This is a genomic window from Thermicanus aegyptius DSM 12793, assembly GCF_000510645.1.
GTDB classification, from domain to species: Bacteria; Bacillota; Bacilli; order Thermicanales; family Thermicanaceae; genus Thermicanus; species Thermicanus aegyptius.
In genome coordinates this window covers 1197905-1216708 of record NZ_KI783301.1, presented here as the reverse complement: position 1 = coordinate 1216708, position 18804 = coordinate 1197905, and the positions used below count along the sequence as shown (strand labels likewise).

18 protein-coding genes are annotated in these 18804 nt (G+C 47.1%); all 18 read right to left on the bottom strand.

Going from position 1 to position 18804, the window contains the following annotated elements; genetic code table 11:
- Positions 1 to 10: 10 nt before the first annotated feature.
- On the bottom strand, positions 11 to 2020 hold the full coding sequence (locus THEAE_RS20220; RefSeq protein ID WP_039944303.1) for a sensor domain-containing protein: 2010 nt from the start codon (positions 2018 to 2020) through the stop codon (positions 11 to 13).
- 256 nt (positions 2021 to 2276) lie between these two features.
- A complete protein-coding gene (locus THEAE_RS0106530) occupies positions 2277 to 4712 on the bottom strand; it encodes a sugar phosphate nucleotidyltransferase (RefSeq protein WP_028986910.1) in 2436 nt (811 codons plus the stop codon).
- Between the two features lie 395 nt (positions 4713 to 5107).
- On the bottom strand, positions 5108 to 5779 hold the full coding sequence (locus THEAE_RS20215; RefSeq protein WP_052329810.1) for a TraR/DksA C4-type zinc finger protein: 672 nt from the start codon (positions 5777 to 5779) through the stop codon (positions 5108 to 5110).
- A gap of 83 nt (positions 5780 to 5862) precedes the next feature.
- Entirely contained in the window at positions 5863 to 6543 is a 681-nt protein-coding gene (locus THEAE_RS20210; protein ID WP_169729963.1) for a ferric reductase-like transmembrane domain-containing protein, read from the bottom strand.
- The gene (locus THEAE_RS20205; protein WP_052329806.1) at positions 6540 to 7538 is read right to left on the bottom strand and encodes an FAD:protein FMN transferase; all 999 of its coding nucleotides are present in this window, start codon (positions 7536 to 7538) and stop codon (positions 6540 to 6542) included. Before THEAE_RS20205 ends, THEAE_RS20210 begins: the two co-directional genes overlap by 4 nt.
- Entirely contained in the window at positions 7535 to 8014 is a 480-nt protein-coding gene (locus tag THEAE_RS0106510) for a hypothetical protein (RefSeq protein WP_005587405.1), read from the bottom strand. Before THEAE_RS0106510 ends, THEAE_RS20205 begins: the two co-directional genes overlap by 4 nt.
- Positions 8011 to 8727 (bottom strand): copper amine oxidase N-terminal domain-containing protein, encoded by a 717-nt coding sequence (locus THEAE_RS0106505; protein WP_156920566.1) that lies wholly within the window; start codon positions 8725 to 8727, stop codon positions 8011 to 8013. Before THEAE_RS0106505 ends, THEAE_RS0106510 begins: the two co-directional genes overlap by 4 nt.
- Before the next feature lie 196 nt (positions 8728 to 8923).
- A complete protein-coding gene (locus THEAE_RS0106500) occupies positions 8924 to 9631 on the bottom strand; it encodes an ABC transporter ATP-binding protein (protein WP_211233481.1) in 708 nt (235 codons plus the stop codon).
- Between the two features lie 2 nt (positions 9632 to 9633).
- Positions 9634 to 10743, bottom strand: a complete 1110-nt coding sequence (locus THEAE_RS0106495) for a hypothetical protein (RefSeq protein WP_028986907.1) — start codon at positions 10741 to 10743, stop codon at positions 9634 to 9636.
- Complete coding sequence (locus THEAE_RS0106490; protein WP_028986906.1) at positions 10740 to 11765, bottom strand: FtsX-like permease family protein; 1026 nt, start codon at positions 11763 to 11765, stop codon at positions 10740 to 10742. The genes THEAE_RS0106495 and THEAE_RS0106490 overlap by 4 nt, the downstream gene beginning before the upstream one ends.
- A 169-nt stretch (positions 11766 to 11934) precedes the next feature.
- A complete protein-coding gene (locus THEAE_RS0106485) occupies positions 11935 to 12312 on the bottom strand; it encodes a hypothetical protein (RefSeq protein WP_028986905.1) in 378 nt (125 codons plus the stop codon).
- A gap of 580 nt (positions 12313 to 12892) precedes the next feature.
- Positions 12893 to 13495 carry a class I SAM-dependent methyltransferase gene (locus tag THEAE_RS0106475; protein WP_028986903.1) on the bottom strand — a complete coding sequence of 201 codons (603 nt, stop codon included), beginning with the start codon at positions 13493 to 13495 and terminating at the stop codon, positions 12893 to 12895.
- A gap of 223 nt (positions 13496 to 13718) precedes the next feature.
- Positions 13719 to 14537, bottom strand: coding sequence for a prolipoprotein diacylglyceryl transferase (gene lgt / locus THEAE_RS0106470; RefSeq protein WP_028986902.1), 819 nt, complete (start codon positions 14535 to 14537; stop codon positions 13719 to 13721).
- A gap of 253 nt (positions 14538 to 14790) precedes the next feature.
- Positions 14791 to 15906: a multicopper oxidase family protein gene (locus tag THEAE_RS0106465; RefSeq protein WP_028986901.1), complete on the bottom strand. Its 1116-nt coding sequence runs from the start codon at positions 15904 to 15906 to the stop codon at positions 14791 to 14793.
- A gap of 104 nt (positions 15907 to 16010) precedes the next feature.
- A complete protein-coding gene (locus THEAE_RS0106460) occupies positions 16011 to 17390 on the bottom strand; it encodes a sensor histidine kinase (protein WP_028986900.1) in 1380 nt (459 codons plus the stop codon).
- Between the two features lie 5 nt (positions 17391 to 17395).
- Entirely contained in the window at positions 17396 to 18067 is a 672-nt protein-coding gene (locus tag THEAE_RS0106455) for a response regulator transcription factor (RefSeq protein ID WP_028986899.1), read from the bottom strand.
- 104 nt (positions 18068 to 18171) lie between these two features.
- Positions 18172 to 18351, bottom strand: a complete 180-nt coding sequence (locus tag THEAE_RS0106450) for a hypothetical protein (protein ID WP_156920565.1) — start codon at positions 18349 to 18351, stop codon at positions 18172 to 18174.
- Positions 18352 to 18427: 76 nt separating this feature from the next.
- Positions 18428 to 18799, bottom strand: a complete 372-nt coding sequence (locus tag THEAE_RS0106445; protein WP_052329804.1) for a cupredoxin domain-containing protein — start codon at positions 18797 to 18799, stop codon at positions 18428 to 18430.
- Positions 18800 to 18804: the final 5 nt, after the last annotated feature.

Below are 18804 nucleotides of genomic sequence, written 5' to 3'. Positions count from 1 at the left end.
TCATCATCATTTAAAAGTATTCCCCTTTTGCTTTAAACATCTCCTCCATCTTTTGATCCGGAAGCGGTCTGCTAAATAGATATCCCTGCATCTCATAGCAGCCGTTCTTCTGAAGGAACTCCGCTTGCTCCGCTGTTTCCACCCCTTCCGCCACGACCTTCAACTGAAGGCTCTTGGCGAGTGAGATGACCGCCGAGGCGATCACTCGATCATCCGAGCTGTTGGAGATTTCCCAAACGAAAGAGCTGTCGATTTTTAACGTATCGATGGGAAGCTGCCTGAGATAACTTAAAGAAGAGTACCCTGTTCCGAAATCATCGATGGCGATCATAACGCCCATTTCCTTCAATTTTTGGAGACGTAATGCATTTACTTCCGCATTCTGCATAATAATGCTCTCCGTCAGCTCGATGACCAGATATTGTGGAGGAAAACCTGTCTCCTTCAAAATCCCCCGGATCCGGTCGATGAAATCCGGCTGCTGAAACTGGCGGGCAGATAGATTCACATTGAGGCGCAGCGGAGGAAAGCCTGCATGGATCCACTCATTTGCCTTTTTACAGGCGGTCGTTAAAACCCAATCTCCGATGGGAATGATCAGTCCGGTCTCTTCGGCTACGGGGATAAATTCCCCCGGTGAGATGATCCCCAACTCAGGATGCTGCCAGCGGATTAATGCCTCTACGCCAGTAATTTTTCCGGTAGAGACATCGACGAGAGGTTGGTAAAAAAGGGTAAACTCACCATTCTCCAACGCCCTGCGCAGATGATTCTCAAGGACGAGACGCTGAAAAGCTTCCGTATACATGGAAGAGGTATAAAACTGATAGGTGTTTCTCCCCTGTTCTTTGGCCCGGAAGAGCGCCGTATCCGCATTCTTCAACATTGTTTCGGCATCGGTTCCGTCTTCGGGATAAAGGCTAACTCCCATGCTTACCGTAAAATAATATTCTTGCCCGCGAAGCAGGAAAGGTTGGGAAAAGTGTTCCCGAATCCGCTCGATGAGTTGGGTTAGCTTCACCGATTCCTCAATACCTGTAATGAAGAGGGCAAACTCATCCCCACCCAATCTGGCGACGAGATGATCCCCATTCACCGCTTCATTGATTCGCTTACCCGCCTCTTGCAACACCTGATCTCCAATGGTGTGCCCCAGCGTATCGTTAATGTATTTAAAGCGGTCGATATCAAACAGAATGAGCGCAATGCGACCCTTTTTTTCCTTCGTAAATGAAATTTCTTGATTAAGTCTTTCGAGAAAGAGAAAGCGATTAGGAAACTGGGTCAAAGGATCATAATAGGCGAGCTGGCGGATCATCTCCTCTTTCTGCTTTCGCTCGGTTAAATCCCTAAAAATCGAAATGATGGCTTTCGAATTCCTATACGTTCCATTCTTCATGGAAACTTCCACAGGTAAAGAGGTGCCATCCTTCCGAAGGATGGTGACCTCAAAAGTCTCCTCTTCCCCCTTCTTTATCTTCTCGAAAAAAAGGGGCCTCGATTCTTTCGACATCAGTCGAAGAGGGTTGATCTTCTTTAATTCCTCTAAGGAATAACCAAAGAGATGCTCAGCCTGCTGATTCGCATTCACAATCTGTCCATTTTGCTGAATGAGAATCCCCTCTTGATAGAGTTTTGCAAAGAGATACTCTTTCTCCTTCACTTCCTGTTCCAGATGGCGAAGGTGGGTCACCTCCTCCGCGATGCCAACGATCGCTTTTACCTGATCTCCTTCGATCAAGGGATTAAAAAAAACCCGATAGGTACGACCGTTATGCTCTAATTCAATCTGGGTAGCCAAGCCCTTCTCCACACGGGCCCGCACTTCATTAAATTGCTTTTCATATTGGGGGAATACGGTGTGATAAGAAACTCCAGCTACTTTTTCCGTACTAAGCCCGAGATCCCTTGCCAACAAGCCTTCGAAAAAAGTGAGATAATAGGAATCCCCTTGCCGATCGGCCCGAAAGATTAAATGCTGCACATTTTGTATGGTTTCGCGAAAGGTTTGAAGGTCCATAGAGTTCCGTCCTTAATCCGAAATATTTGCGAGATCCTTTCTTTCTTACATTATCATTTCTACGATTTTCACCAAAATTCCTGCATACCTCAACAAATATTCATCAAAAATAAAAAAAAAGAAAGATTTTTCACCGCTAAGACAAGTGTAATCCAAATGATCAAAGGATTCAATTCCCTACATCCGCCGCACAAATGGGGCAGTTCATCATAAAAAAAGAGGGGGCCCATGCTCCCTCTCCTTAATCACCATTTTTTCATGAAACATCCCGAGAAAGGAAGAATTCGATTTGCCCCCTGATCTTTTTTACCATACGGATGGCATCTTCCTCCGAGCGTGCTTGACTGACCACCCGGAAAATAGGTTCCTCCAGATCGGGGAGAACCAGGACCCATCCACCTTCGTCATACACCTTGATCCCATCTAACAATTCAACCTTTTTCCCTTTGATTTCTTCCATAAATCGGCGCATCACTCTGCCCTTCTCTTCCCAGGGACAAAAAGCCTCCTCCCTGGCCATGTGAAAATGGGGGATGAGATCAATCAATTCCGACAGGGTAGCCTTTCGCAAAGATAGATACTCCAACAGGTGAAGAAGGGTGTAGATCCCGTCAAAGAGGGGATAAAAACGATTCCCTTTGTACGCTTCCATCACAGCCCTTCTTTCTTCTTTTGTTCGTATCAGACGAACATTTAAGGCGTCTGCTAAATTTTCCAAGATCGAAGGGGCGCTTACCGGGACACCGAAGAGGACATTTTCCCTGTTCTGACTGATCGAAACCATTTGCAAACCATAGAGAAGATTCCGGTCCACCACTTTTCCTTCCCCGGTGATCAGCGTAAGACTTTCCCCGTCTTGGCCCAGGAAGAATCCGAAATCGGCGTGATGGTTCCTCACCGCCTCCCGCAAGGGTTGTAACCCTTCATCCTTTGGAGAAGAAAGGGTGAGGGAGGAAACGTGGAGCCGCTCCAACAATTCCCCCATCAGACGATTCGTGATGGGTGAATCGTAGGAAGCCACCAGTTTAAAAGAATCCTCCCGTATCACCTCTACCGGAACCCCATCCAACATTCCCTCTAAATAACTTTCGCCCATCTTCATCACAGCGTTTCTTTTCCCGATGCGCCGGGCATCCGCCCGCTGGTAATCCTCCTGGAAAAAGGCATTTTCAATCTTTCTTTCCCTGTTTCGGTCTATGGGAAGCCCCGACGCGTCAAAAAATTCAATAAGGACATGGAGGGCGTCCCCTCCTTTTTGACCATCCCAAGAACGGACATGGATTCCCCCGCTTGCTTTTAACTCCTGTATGGTATAGCGAAGCACGGCAGGGATGGACTCCCCCAGGTCCACCGCATCGATCCCCGCGGCGCGTATCCCAAGAATAAAAGATTCCTTGATCAGCGAAGAAAAAGGATCCGGTCCTGATGAAAAGAGAATCGTAGATCCGGTTTGAAAAAGGGTTGCATAGGCCGCAGCCACGCGGCTTGCGTAATCGGGGGTAATCTCCACATTGCCGATTCCTTTAATCCCTTCTTTCCCAAATAACCGTCGGGTACTCTTCTTTCCCCAAACCAAGGAGGTATGAAGTGTGACGCTCTCCGAGATTTCTTTCCCCGGCCAGATCTTCACCCCGGATTTGATGAGGGATTTCTTGCCGATCCGGCAACCATCCCCTACGATGCTCCCTTCTCCCGCATACACATGATCACCAACCATCACCCCTTTACCGATGACGGTTCCGTGAAGCTCCACCCCCCTCTGTACATAAGCCCCTTCTAACAAAATAGAGCGTTCCAACTGGGAATGGGAGCCTACCACCGTACCTCTCCCCAAGACGGTATAAGGACCCAATTGAGCGCCTTTTTCCACCACCGCATCTTTGCCGAGGAACACGGGAGGAATAAGCTTTACCTCAGGATCCAGGCGAACCCCCTCCTCCATCCAAATTCCGGGTTCCACCTCTCTTCCAGGCAGGGCAAGGGATACTTTCCCCTCTAAAAGATCAAACGTCGCTTGCCTAAAAGCATCGATGTTTCCAATGTCGGACCAATACCCCCTCGCCTTATATCCATAAATCGGAATTCCATTTTCCATCAATAGAGGAAAGAGGTCCTTGCTAAAATCAAATTCGACCCCCGGTTCGATCCACTGCAAAACTTCCGGTTCAAGGATATAAATTCCGGTATTGACCCAATCGCTAAAAACTTCACTCCAAGTGGGCTTTTCCAGGAAACGAATCACCTTTCCCTCCTCGTCGGTCATGACCACGCCATACTCCAGGGGTTGATCTACCTGGAAAAGGAGTATCGTAACGGATCCTCCCTTTTCTTTATGGTACCTGACCGCATCCTGAAGATTAAAATCGGTTAATGCATCTCCACTTAATACGATAAACGTGTCGTCGAGAAAAGTTTCTCCATTCTTGATGCTTCCTGCCGTGCCAAGGGGTTCTCTCTCTTCGAAGTAATAAAGATTCACCTGTTGCTTCTCCCCGTCTAAAAACGTGTTGCGGACGGCTTCGGGAAGAAATTGAAGGGTTACTCCAATTTCTTTGATCCCATGATTTTTTAACAAATCGATACCGTACTCCATGCAGGGTTTCCCTAGAAGAGGAAGCATCGGTTTAGGGGAGTGGATCGTCAAGGGACGGAGACGAGTTCCCTTTCCACCCGCAAGGATCATCGCTTTCATCTCTTCATCATCCCCTATGTCTCTATCTTTTTTCATCCCGATCTGTACCGGAACCCAAACCCTTCGTAGCCTTAATCCTTTTCTTCTCCCATAATGACCTTGTTCCTGATCGAAAATCGGCGAAAAATGAACAACTTCAACCCATCCCATGACATTTCGGCGTATACGTCAACTATTCCGATTTTATTCGACAAAAAACCCATCAACGAACGAGAAACCCATTCAAGATAGGGGACATAGTACATCTATGTTGCAAAGGCGGCAAAGGAGTAGATAGGGAGAGGAGGGGGATGGAACAATCCGATACAAAGGGGAATCTAATTATTCATATTCTCCACCTGACCTGTGCATTCCTTCATTCCGCTTCAACTTTTGACGAATTTTCGGATAAAAAATTACGGTTGATCCATGTATTCCTCATAAGCCCGATTGCGTACAAATCCCCTCTCACGGCCATAAAGGTCGGTTACTAGAAAGCCCTCCGTTTCATCCACATATCCAACCGGTTCATCGTTCTCCACAACCATATCCTGATATTCTTCGATCCCACGTCCATAGGTGAGTGGAGTATCGGAGGTTCCGAAATGTTCCACCATCTGCCAGATATCCTCGTCATCCGTGCCTGCCTGCTCTCTTCGTACCTTTTCCTTCGTACCGTAAGGTGGATCCAGAGCTTCCTCCTCAATGGGGCGACCTTTTGGAACTTCATCCCGTACCTCCCGTTGGTGCTCAAGGCAGAAACGGGCTGTGGGAATCACTTCCAGCCTCTCCTCCGATATGGGTCTTCCGCATTCTTCACAAAGGCCATAGATCCCCTGTTCAATGCGGGAGATGGCGAGATCAATCTCGTCCAAGTAACTTTCTGCCTGGTAAAACAATGCGAGGTCCTTTTCTCTTTCAAAGAGCTCTGTCGCCGTATCGGCAGGATGATTATCTAGACTGGATAATTCATGATCTTGTTCAGGATTATTTAATCCGAAGCGATTGTTTCGCTTCATTTGGTTTAAAAGTTCTCTTTTTTCCAACAAGAGCAGTTTTCGAAAGTATTCCATGCGTTCTCGGTTCACGGGCGGGGCTCCTTTCGCTCTCTCTTTTCCTTTATTCTAACCAACCCGCATTATTTTCTTCATGTTTCTTTTCCCAGAAAATATTATGAAATTGCTCCATCTTTCGAAGTTCCTTTTGTTTCTTTTATACCCGCCCTCATCTCAAGTTCCCTTCTCCCGACAGGAGGGATGCCTTTCTCTCTGCCCGGTTTCTTCTCAGGTACGGAAGTTCCTTTTTTCTGTAGGGCGACCAACATCCTAACCAGGAGAAAAGCGAAGAGGGTGACGAACGTTCCGCCGTATAAAAACATCCCCCAAAACGTCTCGGTGTCTGTTCCCACCATCCACCCGTGAAGGGTTAAGAGAAGATAGGCGGGAAAGACGAGGAAGTGAATCCATTTCCAAACCCTTTTCTTTATCTTACCCATCCAATCGGAAGTATAAAGGACGATGGCCAACAGAAAAAAGGCCAGGGTGCCGAAACCCGTCCAGATCGGCTCATAGGAAGCGGAAAAGGGGATGAGGATCTCCATTAGGGTAAACGGCTGATAGGTATCGAACAGGAGAAGAAAGGCATGGGCGAACGCGAAAAGAAAGCCAACCCACCCGGCATTCTGATGGACGAAAAGAAAAAGTCCCGCCCATTTTCCCAATTTTAACTCCATACGATAGATCGTACCGGCGAGGAGAGCCAAAAAGAAGAGAACGTAAGCCGTGATCCCTAACGTTCTTATAAGATTCCAGGTTGAAAATAAGGTGAAAAATTGAAAAAGCAACTCGGTCATTTCCATATCACCGCTTTCTTCGCATATTTTTCAAGATTGTTACTGATGATCATCCGGTTTTCTTGGTCGAAGAGGATGTAAGCGAGATGGGGGAAATTCTTTTCCGCCCACCTTTTTGCTTCATCGGGATCAAAAAGGCAGAGAACCTTCGCCAAAACCTCCGCTTCGGCCGCCGTTTCGCCGATGACGGTGGCTTGCAATACTCCTGTGTTGGCCGGACATCCCGTCCTCCCATTGAGGAGGTGATGCACCGTCTTCCCTTCATGCTTCCAACACCGATATCCTTTGCTCGAGGTGGCAACGGCCCCCTTTTCCATAAAAAGGAGCATCCTCTCCCTATCCGGATCAAGGGGATCTTCTACCCCAATTCTCCAGCGATAACCCGGTTTATGCCAGAGGCGGATATCTCCGCCCCCATCGACCAGACCCGCCGTAATCCCTCTTTCCATCATCCATTCGGCCGCCCGATCGACGCTCCATCCCTTCCCGATTCCTCCCAAGTCTACCTTCTCATCGGTCCGACGGATCACCGCCTTCATGTGGGGGATAAAGGTAAGGCTGGACGGGCCAATGGAAAAGGAGGGGCGGATCGAGGAAGGGTCTTCAGTGGATCCTACGACGGAGTCCGATGCATTGAATTCCCTCATCTCATCAAAGGAACGATCATATCCGATCTCCTCCAGCCGTCTGCCGACCAAAGGATGAAACAGAAAATTGGTCTTAATCGCATAATTCCAGGCCTCCGTTAAGAGCCGGTAACAGGTCTCGGTGAGGAGGACGGGGGTCCCCTTCGGGGCAGCATTCAGGCGAGAGACTTCGCTATCCGGCAAAAAACGAGAACAGTGTTTCTCCACATAGGCGAACCATAACCGGATCTCTCTCTGCCAAGGAAGGGCGCTCCCCACCTCAGGCCGTTTCTCTCCCAAGAGGAGAAATTCCGAATTCATCGCCGTAAAGGTGACCCGTTCAAAGGGAATAGCCTCATTCCGCTTCATCGGCGCGAACTCCTCGTCCTGCGGTCGCTTTTGATCGAAGGCGCTTGAATCGAAGGCGCTTGATACGTAGGTCCCGACTGAAGATCAGGCGAAGGATTGGTGACGGTAGGATTTTGGTTTTCAGGCGGGAGGCTCGTTGTCGACTCCTCCCAATCCAGGGAGGCAAGGAAGGCTTCCCTCGATTGAAAGAAATCTTTCACTTCCTCCTCCGTCATCCCCTGAATCATCGTCTCATCGGAGATATAATAGGGAATGGTGGGAAAATCCTTCCTTACCCCTACCGCATAATCAAAAGGAAGGGCTGACGAATTGGCGGTCTCATCCGTTTTTACCGCATTGGGTTCCGTCCCTGTTGTGGGAGTTGTCGCCTTCTCATCGGTCGGTGCCGTATTTGCCCCCATTTGAATCAGTCCCAGGGTTCCGCTTAACGTCGCCACGCTTGTAATCCCCACGATCCATTTGGCCGCTTTTTTCATTTTGCTCCCCCATTTCCATTTGTCGTAAAGACCAGCTTTTGATTTGCCTCATCCCAGGTTACATTCATCTGGAAGGCGGTCGCCAGAAGGCTTACAGGTAAGTAGAGATCCTGTTGAATCATCTGCGGTGCTTGAGGTAAAGCCACCTTCACCCCATTTTCATAAGCCACCTTGCGATCTACCTTAAGAAGGAGAATCTCTTCCGCACCGCGGAGGACCAAGAACTTCTCCTTACCATACCACTCCACTTGTATGGGTAAATCGGGTAGAATTTGATTGAACGGCAGAAGCAATTCCCCATTCGACGGATGCGCCCAGATCCCCTTTTGCTCTCTCCCATCGACCTGAACCGTAATTTTCTTCGGCTCAAGGATCGGAAGCGCCTCATACTTAGCCGGTGTTAGGTCGGTTACATCCCGGTTCCAGCTCTTCCAACTTAGGGTAGTAGTCGTCGAGTTGGTTGGGGGGAGCTGCATCCCGCTACCGGCACCGGTGTTATCGTTCGAGTTCCATACCCCGCCGTAATCGTAGCCTTCATTCCCGTCCTTTCCATACCATTCATCATGCTCATAACCGTCTCGTTCATAACCCTCATGTTCATCTCCTTCGTGATCATCCGCCTTCGCTAGGGGCAGTTGGGTTAATGTGAAGGCGAACAACAATGCTGTCAATGACAAAAAGAGCGTTCCTTTTTTCCAAGTAAACCACTTCACCGGAAATAACCTCCTTTGTATCTGTATCGGGCCTTTTCCTCTATCGTTGTGTTCATTATATCCCCCGAAAATGAAAAAAAGGTGAATCACTATCCTTTTTTTTAAGTAAATAAACAAAAAATGAACCGCAGCGCGGTTCGATGACTGTAATTGGCCGCCATATCTTCCACCATAGCGGCTCCTTTTTTCTTCAATTTCATCCTCTTTCCCCTTGGTTCGAAGCACCAGATGAGAGGATTCGCCCGTCCAGCATTTTCACCTCCCTATCACAGCGCCGAGCCAGTTCCGGATTATGCGTAACCATCAGCAATGTTTTTCCTTCCTTCACCAAACCCATTAAGAGTGAAAAGATCTCTTCACTCGTCCGGGAGTCTAGGGAGCCGGTCGGCTCGTCGGCCAAAATAACGCGCGGTTGATTCACCAAGGCACGGGCAATCGCGACGCGTTGCTTTTGTCCTCCCGACAAATTGGCGATCTCTTCCTTCCTTTTTTCCAAGAGACCCACTTTATCCAGCATTTCTTCAACTCTTCGCCTTCGTTCTTTTTTATTTAACCTGGGATGCGCATAGAGTAAAGGGATCTCTACATTTTCATAAACCGAATAATCGTCCACGAGCGCGAAGTCTTGCACCACGTAACCAAAGAAACGATTCCTGTACTGCGCCCGCCTCTTTTCCGTAATCAAGGAGGCGGCCTCATTTTCGATCCATAATTCTCCGGAAGTAGGGGGAGTGACGAATCCGATGAGGTTTACTAAGGTGGTTTTCCCACAACCGGAAGGGCCCGTGATGGCCACACTCGTCCCCTCGGCAACCTCCAAGGTTACATCTTGGACGGCAATCGTTTGGTTTCCGCCCGAGTCATATACTTTCTGAAGGGATACGGTTTTTATGATCGGTTCCATATTCATTCTCTCCTCCCTATAACCGCCGGCATTTGATTCTCTTTGATTTGCATCATCGGTAAAGCCGCAATGATTAGAGCAACTCCCAAAATCGCAGTGAATACCCAGAAGACAGGAATCCTCTCACCCATCCCCATGCTCCATATCTGATAGAAAGCTAAAAATAGCGGCAACGTGATCATCATGAAGATGTATAGAATGGTTCTTATATAAATCTGGCTGTAACGGGCGCCATATAAGAGATGAATCGCATATTCCCGCATATTCCGCCGAACGAGTTGCAACACATTCACGACGAGATTGATCAGCACGAAGAGAATGGCGATGAAGAAAAAAAGAAATGCGCGCACCGTAAACGTATAAATATTGTTGTAATGTTTGAAGGCAGCCGTGTTAAACTGAATAGGAGTCAGTCCGAAATTGGACCTCCCAAACGCCGATACATAATCGATTAATGTAGTTTGACTGGGATTGAGGAGAACAACATTGCGAATCCATTCTTTGAGATGATAATAGCCATATAATTCAATCATCTGTTTTTTACCGGTCAGGATCAGCACGGATTGATCCAAACTTTCTACCGTGGTTCGATTCATATAGTTTGCATGAGGAGGGAGCCTCCCGGCCACCTTCACATTTACTTGTTTCACGGTTCCAAATGGGATGCTCTCCCCCACGTTGATATGCTTTACATCGGCACCGAGGAGGGCGATGGGATGCGAGATCTCTAAGTTCTTGATATAGGGAGCAAGTCCGAATACCTCGGCAAAGGCAGCCCCCATGCCCACAACGACCTTCTGTTTCGACTCGTTATCTAATTCAATGGAATCAACGATGGAGTAGGCGGCATGTTTGCGATCCAATAATTCCGTAAGCATCTCATCGATTTCCCCCGAGTAAGTAAGTCCTCGGTCATTTAAAGGCACGTGGAAATAAATGAGATTATATTTCTCTAAATTCTTCATCGTTTTAATGCCATTCAGACTAAACAGTAATTCATGTGATAACGATAATAGAACAAAGCCGGCAATATAGAGTTGAATCATAAAAAGAACCGCTGTGACCGGCTTTTTCCTGAAATCTCTGAACGCATAACGGAACTGCAGGATCATAAGGTCACGCCCCTTTGTTGATTCCATAACGTACGCCGGTAATACGCCATCGCGATAAAGAGACCGCTCATCAGGATATGTAAGATGAATGACCCTGCAAAAACGAAGGCTTCAGGTCTCTCCCCAATCACGAGCATTAAACCGATCCCGACCATCGAACCCAAAAAGGCACCAAACCCGATGAAAGGGATGATCGAACCCATGATTCTCATCATGAGTTGATTTTTGGTGGCGCCATAGTGCCGATGAATCATAAACTCTCTCTCCCGACGGGAAAAGAGCAGATCATAGGTGACGAAATAGGAGAGGTAAATAAACAAAATGCCTAATCCTATCACCAGACGTTTAGGATCGCGGAAAAAAAACATAAACCAATCCTTTATGTTCGAAGTCATCTTCATTGGATCCATTTGATACCCGTACTTTTGAAAAATGGAGATAAACCGTGTCAGCGTCTTTTGGTCGGCATGTCGGAAGTAGTATGTTCCTTGCCAATCCGTTGCCGATCCTAATGTTGAGATATGATCATATTGTTGATATTTATTAGCAAAAAGCGGATAGCCTTCCGAATAGATGGCTCTTAGAGGCCTTGGATAGCCGTTGATGTATGCAACGTCATCACGCACCAACAGGAAGGCCGCACTATCTTGTTCTACCATGACAGGATTCTCATCGGAGAAAAAATCATCCGCTTTAAAATATTCTCCTTTTACCAACGAATCATCCCGAAAGGAGCCGAAAGGATCATGGACATATAAGGTAAGATCCCAATCGGGATCCATGACGATCGTAAGCTGAGGGGAGCTTTTGACCAATTCTAGAAACTCTTTACGTATCGCTTCAATTTCTTCAACATCCGGTGCCATTCGTTTTCTGATACTCACAATCGTTTCATCTTTTGTTCCCTCATAGGTATGAAAATTGGACACCTGATAGCTGGAGGCGACCAGTGACAAGAGAATATACAAAGCCAAAGAAATGAGCAGGCTAAAAAACATCAACAATAATCTGTTTTTTTTCATATACAATCGCTCCCCACTACATTTTAAAAATCGCTATAAACATGCTTGAGAATGGGGTTCACCCTAATTATCTAGTGGCCAATTGTAAACCGAGGAAGATTTAAAATGCATCTCTCTAGATTGTAAGAGGGTCTTTAAAAGAACAAGAATTACAAGCAGTTAACTCGTATTAACGAATTAAATCACCTATATAGATGCATTTGTAATAAATGGAAGAATGGTCATTAGGAACACCCACCGCCAGATTTTTCTCTTCTCCTTTTATCTTATAAAGTTTTGATCCCACCGGGATTACAATTTTTCCTTCCGGAGTTCTTCTTCCAATATCTCCGTTTTTTTGGGGAAAAGGAGAGATCAGTCTTTTGGTAATCCCAACTTGTGAATCAATCTTAAAAGGGGATACGATTTCCTGGGTAACACCATAAACTTTATCCGCCCAAGCAATTGTGAAATTATATTCTGACTTATTGTTTTGTTGTTGAGCAGTTATGCATCCCGCCAAAAAAACGATAAAGATTAAGATCGTTCCATAAAATTTGTATTGCATTCATTTTACCTCCATGAATCTATGACTATCCAATGTGTAATCAGAATCAACTCTCTACAAAAAAATAAGCAGTTGATCTCTTTTACCACCCTCAATAGAATTAAAACCCTTGCAATTTAATTATAAATGTGCAATTATTGATATGTAAATAGGGTTTTAAGAAAAAAAAGAATTTTTCTTAAAACCCTATTTTAAACGAACCAAAAGAGAGGATCTGTTGCATGATTGACAAGAAACTACAAAAATTGCGGAAATCCAATCGCATGACCCAATGACCGACCATTCCCACCGGAACCAAAAGGGATTGCTGTCGTTTCTTTATGGAGTCATATCGAGAGTCTTTTTTAATTCCACCTTAGAATCTCACATGGCTTTCTTTCCATCAAAACCCCAAAACTCAAGCCCCGTTCCCCTGAAGAAGGGAAACGGGGCTTATAGCGTTGAACCGAAGTACAAAAGGATGAAGAACATCCTCACCAAAGAACCGGAGAAACCATAGCAAATGCTCTACTTTATATTCATCCATGCAATTGATCGAGTATCCGTGCCGGAGGTGGAGTATGCCTCTCTTTCAGTTTCCCTACGGTTCCGCAACAATAAGCTTCAAGATCTTCACGTATTGATCTTCCACGCTCTTCACCGTAAGCCCTGCCGCACGAACATTCTCCACGGTCCTCCGATTAATGTGCGGGCCCATCATCCTTACGGTGAGAGGATCCAGAATGTCCATGATTTTACCCAAGAGCGGATGTTCGCTGCGGACATGCTCTAAAAGAATCACCTTCCCGTTCGGCTTGCAAACTCTTCTAATTTCCTGCAAACCCTTGATGGGATCCGGCACGGAGCAAAAAACACAGGTGGCCACCACCGTGTCAAAGTGGTGATCCGGAAATTGGAGATTTTGAGCATCCATTTCCAGAAGCTGTACGGGGACCTTTGCCTCCTTTACCTTCTCTCTTGCCTTTTCCAACATTCCGGGACTAAGATCGATCCCGATCACTTCACAGCCCGGGGAATAATAGGGAAGGTTGTTGCCGGTACCCACCCCGATCTCCAACACTTTACCTGAAGCCTGACGGATTACCTTCATGCGCAACTCCGATGGAAGCATCCGGTCCATGAAGTCGTAAAACCTGGAGGTCCGATCATACCGTTTTCGGGTTAATTCGGTTTCTCGATCCATTGTCCATTCCCTCATTTCTCCCGTCTTTATGATCTTCTTTCTATGTATCATATCCTTTTTCACCCATATCCGGCAACCGAAGAGGTTCTCCCAGAGTCACATCTCTTTCGATGATGGAAACAGGGAAGTGAAAAAATTGAAGGGACCGGTATGGTAAACTACCAACCGGTCCCCTTTTAGAGATCTGATGATCGAATGATCGTTTAGATGCGATGAAGATCGTTCATCTCTCTTCGTTTATGGCGGTTAGAGATCCTCCGTTGGCCACAGCCCTTCGTCTTATCTTCGTCCATCTCCAGATGATCAAAACCGACCCCACGAAAATCGTAATCAGAGCGGTAAGTTGAGCCACTTTTAAATGATAAAGAAGGAGGCTGTCTCCTCGCCAGAACTCTACGATGAAGCGCAGGATGGAATAGGAGATCAGCATCAATAAAAAGGTCAAACCAGGGAAGCTCTTTTTCCGCTTTAAGATGATTAAAATCCCGAGGATCATCAGATCCCCAATTCCTTCAATAAGCTGCATCGGCAAGATCGGGGTGCTTCCATATACGTTATACGCATACGTCCCGGGAGGAAAACGGATGGCTAAAAAGGAATTGCTCGGGATCCCGTAAGCATCACCGTTAAGGAAATCTGCAAAACGTCCGATGGCCATTCCCAATAGGAGGGCGGGAGCGACCATATCGGATAACTCCCAAACGGGAAGCCCTTTTCGCTTTGCAAACCAAACTCCTGCCAAGATTCCTCCAAGGATCCCTCCTTGAATGGCAAGTCCCCCATGCCAAACCATCAAAATTTCAAGGGGATTATTTACATATTCCTTCCACATAAAGAGGACATACCAAAACCGAGCCCCCAGAACCCCGCCGATCATGGCATAAAGCGTGAGATCCAGTATGAGATCCGGGGAAATTCCTTCTTTTTTGGCTTCTCTGGACACCAACCAAAAGCCGATAAATGCAGCCAAGCCTACAGCTAACCCGAGAGTGTTAATGGGAATGGGACCAATTTTAAATAATACAGGGCCGGGAAGCCACATGTACTCTGCTCCTTTCCTAGGGATCACCTTTCATTGCTCGCCGAGACATAAGCCAAACTCAAGATCGATGTGTGGAAATGATCATGTCTATGTCTTTCAAACTTCCAAGCTTCATATTACAGAAGGAAGATGAGAAAAACCTAAAAATACCTTAAGAATTATTTTATTTTCAAGGTTTCGTAACCCATCTGTTGCGCTGAAAAGATGCCAAAAAAAAGCCCGGAAGAGAATTCCTCTTCCAGGGCTTTTGGGATTAATTACCCATTCCAGGCATATTCCCCATATCTTGGGTTCCCTTTTGATCCGATCCTGATCCGTTCCCTTCGGTGGAAGGGAGTTCATTCTTTGGCGCTCCTTCGTACTGAATCACGCCGATCAGGCCGCCCGGTTCCACCTCTCCATTCATGGTATGATGCAGTTCATGGCAATGGAAGACCCATGTACCCGGATTATCGGCAATAAATTCAATCTCGTAGGTCTTACCAGGTGCCACATCCAGGGTATTCAACACGCGGGGAGAGGATAAGGGATGCCCATCTTCGGCGATCACCCGGAAATCATGGCCGTGAAGATGCATCGGGTGCGCCAGATTACTGATGTTAATCAGGCGCATTCTTACTTTTTCCCCGGTTTTTACGGTAATCGGCTTTGTATCAGGGAATGCTTTACCGTTAATGGTCCAATAATTGTAGTTCATGTTCATTCCCTGAGCCATGTTTCCGTCGGATCCATTCATATCTCCCATGTTATTGACAATCCATCCGCTCAATACCCAGGTAATGTCCTGATCGAACGTGGGTTGTTTTTCCGGATTTTGTGGGTCGATGATGAACGCACCGTATAAGCCTTTATCGATCTGCTCCACGCTGTTTAAATGAGAGTGGTACATGAAGGTTCCCGCATGATTGGCGGTGAATTCATACGTAAAGGATTCCCCAGGCTTAATCCCTTGCTGTGTAAAAGGCGGCACCCCGTCCATCGAGTTGGGGACGTGCAGCCCATGCCAATGGATCGAAGTTTCCTCTTTCAGATTGTTCTTCACGGTAACACGAACCAGATCTCCTTCTGTAACCCGGATCTCAGGACCTGGGACGGTTCCGTTGATGGTAATGGCATCCACCGTCGTTCCTTTTACCAGCTCCCATTTGCCTGGACTGATTTCCAAAGTGAAAGATTTTGTTTTTCCTGTCGGCTTAATTTCATCCGTTTCCACCAATGGAGGCAGATCCCGTAATTTCGTCGTGGTAAGAAGAGAGTCATCCGCCTTCGCTTTGGTTGAATCTCCTCCACTCCCCCCCCATATAAAAAGGGCGGAACCTGCCGCCACCACGATAATTGCAATCACGACAAACATCCATAATTTCTTCAAATTTCTTCCTCTCCTTTCCGATTTTGTGTCCGAGGATTATCATATTGCCAGGAGATGAGAAGAATCTGAAATGAAACTTAAAATTAGATAAGAAAATCACGATTCTACTGTACTTTCGGTAAGTGTATGGTAAACTCACTTCCCTGACCAGGCCGGCTGGAAACGAGAATCTCCCCGTTATGCTGCTCCACAATCCATTTGGCAATGGATAGACCCAGACCGGTCCCTTCAGGGGACATGCTTCTCGCCTTCTCTCCACGATAGAAACGTTCGAAGAGCAGAGCTTGTTCTTCCTCATTCATGCCAATTCCCGTATCGGCCACACGAAGCAGCGCGTGATCCCCTTCTGTGGAGGCCATAAGCCTTACCTCCCCTCCTTCGGGGGTATACCGGAGGGCATTCTCCATAAGGATGAGAAGAAGTTGTTTAATTAAATCGGGATCTCCCCATGTGGTTACTCCTTTTCCAGGATCGCTCCGGATCAGCACATCCTTCTCCCATGTTCCCAGCTCCGCCACCACTTCCCTCACCACCTCCGACAGATTCACCACCTGCATCCTTGCCTTCTGACCTGCATCCGCCCGGGCGAGGGAAAGAAGATCGGAAACGATCTTCGTCATTCGTATCACTTCATTCCGCGTATCCTGGACGATCTCCTCTCTCTCCTCCGGAGGCAGATTTCTGTTTCGTTGCAATATATCGAGATTGCCACGGATGGTGGTTAAAGGGGCGCGAAGCTCATGGGAAGCATCGGCGATAAACCGGGACTGACTCTTATACGCTTTCTCCAAGCTATCCAACATCTCGTTAAAGGTATCGGTCAGTTCACCCAGTTCATCCTTTGGCCCTTCATGATATACCCTTTGATCAAAACCTTGAGAGGAGGCGATGGCTTTCGCCGTCTGCCGGATGATTTCCACCCTGTAGAGAGCCTGTCTGGCCAACCACCATCCCCCCAAGAAGATGAGAATAAGGCTTACAAGATCAATCCCTGCAATAAACCAACCAAATCGGTTTAAAGCTTGGTCTATTCGTTTTAAGGAAATCTCCGTCTGGAGATACCCGACCAATCGAGAACCGAGATGAAGGGGTTTAATCAGCATACGATAGCGTCCCGCATTCTGATCTGTAACGGTATGTATGAAATCATTTGTAATCGGATGTACCGACGAGTAGGGAAAAGGAGGAGGGGGGATCATATCTGTATTGGCAACGACCTTATTTCCCCGGGGGTCGGTGACGACGGCATAAACACCGGTGATGGCGAACCCCTCCGAGGTTAGGCGCAACTCCTCGATGGGGACGCCCTGACGCAAATTCCTCTCCAGTTCCTCCTGTAAATGGAGGGAGACTCCCGAAAGCAGGCGATCGATCTCTTCATAATGGGAATTGCGGTGCGCCACGTAGATGATGGAAGTGGAGGTGATGAGTAAAATGGCAAATAGGGTGGTATACCATAACGTTAAACGGAATCGAATCGACATGGCACTCATTCCTTTAGCACGTAACCGGTACCTCGAACGGTGTGGATGAGGCGCGGTTCTCCTTCCTGTTCCAGTTTCCTCCGTAGATACCCGATGTAAACTTCAAGGACGTTTGATTCCCCTCCATAATCGATTCCCCAAACCGCCTCCATAATCAGCTCTTTGGTAAGAACCCTCTTTGGATTCCTCATGAGAAGATGAAGAAGATCAAACTCCGTGGTGGAAAGTTCAATTTCTCGTTCTCCCCTTATCGCCATTCTGGTTTTTAAATCTAACCGCAGATCCGAGAATTGGAGCACATCCTTCTCCTCATCGGCGGTCCTGCGCAATAATGCTTTAATACGAGCAACCAATTCTTCAAAGGCAAAGGGCTTAATCAGATAATCGTCGGCTCCTGTTTCAAGACCCTTGACACGATCGGAGATGGCGTCCCGCGCCGTCACCATGAGGATGGGAATGTTCCCGTCGTTCCTAAGCCGTCGGCATACTTCCAGACCGTCCATCCCAGGCATCATCACATCGAGGATGACTAAATCCGGGGACTCCTCCAGCACCTTCAGGAGCCCTTCCTTTCCGCTTTCCGCCACGCTAACTTTATACCCTTCGTACGTTAATCCTCTTTTCATCATGGTAGAGATTTTTTTATCATCATCAATGATTAGAATCTTTTGGGGCATCTTGTTCATCCCTCCCTCCATAAGGGTACCATAAAGATGGAGATGTAAAAAGAGCCTTCTTCCAAGCGTGTTAGAAGAAGGCCGAACATTTTATACAAAAGGTCTTAGCTTTGGACAATCAATCCGATCAAGGAAACGCCTGCAATGAGAATCACCGCTCCGATCAAGTATTTGAACAGAGAATGTTTTCCCATCTCATGCATGGCGCACCCATGACTCATCCCTTCCCCATGCGCATGGGGATCCTTGGTGCGGTGATTCATCGATTCCTCGTGTTGATTCATCTTCCCGTGATTATGGAAATCTCCTCCGCAGCAACTCATATCGGTCACCTTCTCTTCGATCCTCTTTTATCATGGATTACTCCTTTACGACCAATTTTCCCTTATACATCCCCATCTGACAGGTAAACGGATAGGTTCCCGGCTTTTGAGGAAGAAGCTCTACCACGGTTTTCTCGCCGTAGGGCAAAGTTACACTTTTTTGGAAATCATTAAATATAACCATCTCCGAACAGGGGGAGCGATCCTCCCGGATGAATTCGAGTCGTACCGGTTTACCCGCCTGCACGATGACGGTGTCGGGGGAATATGCTCCCTTTACTTTTACGGTCTGTACCTGGTATCCCGAAGCCGTCATCTCCGCCTTTGTCCCACTTCCTTTCGGTCCCCAGAAGAACCAAGCAATCCCGACAATGAGAAACAGTCCAATTCCAGTAACCCATGCACTCATTTCAC

Excerpts from the sequence above, each read along its gene's own strand:
- lgt (WP_028986902.1), bottom strand. The coding sequence starts at position 14,537 with ATGTGGCTTCCCGGCCCTGTATTATTTAAAATTGGTCCCATTCCCATT.
- THEAE_RS0106495 (WP_028986907.1), bottom strand. The coding sequence starts at position 10,743 with ATGATCCTGCAGTTCCGTTATGCGTTCAGAGATTTCAGGAAAAAGCCG.
- THEAE_RS0106510 (WP_005587405.1), bottom strand. The coding sequence starts at position 8,014 with ATGAAAAAAGCGGCCAAATGGATCGTGGGGATTACAAGCGTGGCGACG.
- THEAE_RS20220 (WP_039944303.1), bottom strand. The coding sequence starts at position 2,020 with ATGGACCTTCAAACCTTTCGCGAAACCATACAAAATGTGCAGCATTTA.
- THEAE_RS0106450 (WP_156920565.1), bottom strand. The coding sequence starts at position 18,351 with ATGAATCAACACGAGGAATCGATGAATCACCGCACCAAGGATCCCCAT.
- THEAE_RS0106485 (WP_028986905.1), bottom strand. The coding sequence starts at position 12,312 with ATGCAATACAAATTTTATGGAACGATCTTAATCTTTATCGTTTTTTTG.
- THEAE_RS0106490 (WP_028986906.1), bottom strand. The coding sequence starts at position 11,765 with ATGAAAAAAAACAGATTATTGTTGATGTTTTTTAGCCTGCTCATTTCT.
- THEAE_RS0106455 (WP_028986899.1), bottom strand. The coding sequence starts at position 18,067 with ATGCCCCAAAAGATTCTAATCATTGATGATGATAAAAAAATCTCTACC.
- THEAE_RS20210 (WP_169729963.1), bottom strand. The coding sequence starts at position 6,543 with ATGACCGAGTTGCTTTTTCAATTTTTCACCTTATTTTCAACCTGGAAT.
- THEAE_RS0106475 (WP_028986903.1), bottom strand. The coding sequence starts at position 13,495 with ATGGATCGAGAAACCGAATTAACCCGAAAACGGTATGATCGGACCTCC.
- THEAE_RS0106530 (WP_028986910.1), bottom strand. The coding sequence starts at position 4,712 with ATGAAAGCGATGATCCTTGCGGGTGGAAAGGGAACTCGTCTCCGTCCC.
- THEAE_RS20205 (WP_052329806.1), bottom strand. The coding sequence starts at position 7,538 with ATGAAGCGGAATGAGGCTATTCCCTTTGAACGGGTCACCTTTACGGCG.
- THEAE_RS0106500 (WP_211233481.1), bottom strand. The coding sequence starts at position 9,631 with ATGGAACCGATCATAAAAACCGTATCCCTTCAGAAAGTATATGACTCG.
- THEAE_RS0106460 (WP_028986900.1), bottom strand. The coding sequence starts at position 17,390 with ATGTCGATTCGATTCCGTTTAACGTTATGGTATACCACCCTATTTGCC.
- THEAE_RS0106445 (WP_052329804.1), bottom strand. The coding sequence starts at position 18,799 with ATGAGTGCATGGGTTACTGGAATTGGACTGTTTCTCATTGTCGGGATT.